General features: G+C 62.6%; 1 pseudogene. It reads right to left on the reverse strand.

Features of this window, described 5'->3' with window-relative positions:
- Positions 1–265 (reverse strand): annotated as a pseudogene (locus tag WDW90_RS39150) (hypothetical protein); the annotation flags it as partial.
- Positions 266–281: the final 16 nt, after the last annotated feature.

Below are 281 nucleotides of genomic sequence, written 5' to 3' on the forward strand. Positions count from 1 at the left end.
TTGCACCTCCGTCCGCGGTGCCGCTGTCACCTTTTCGCACGAGCACGACTACTGCGCCGAAGGCGAGCGTGATGAAGAACAGTGCTGTCGACAGGGCTGCAGAATAACCCCAGTCACCGCCCTGGAAGGCGACGTTGATCATCCTGAGGATGGGCACCATGGTCGCGTCGTTTGGACCGCCTGCCGTCAGAACCTCGGCAACGAGGCCGTATTGCAGGGTGCCGACGATGACGAGGAACACCAGCAGGCGAACCTGGCTGGCCATGAGCGGCAGGTCGATC

The sequence above is a fragment of the Methylobacterium nigriterrae genome, from assembly GCF_037106235.1.
GTDB classification, from domain to species: Bacteria; Pseudomonadota; Alphaproteobacteria; order Rhizobiales; family Beijerinckiaceae; genus Methylobacterium; species Methylobacterium nigriterrae.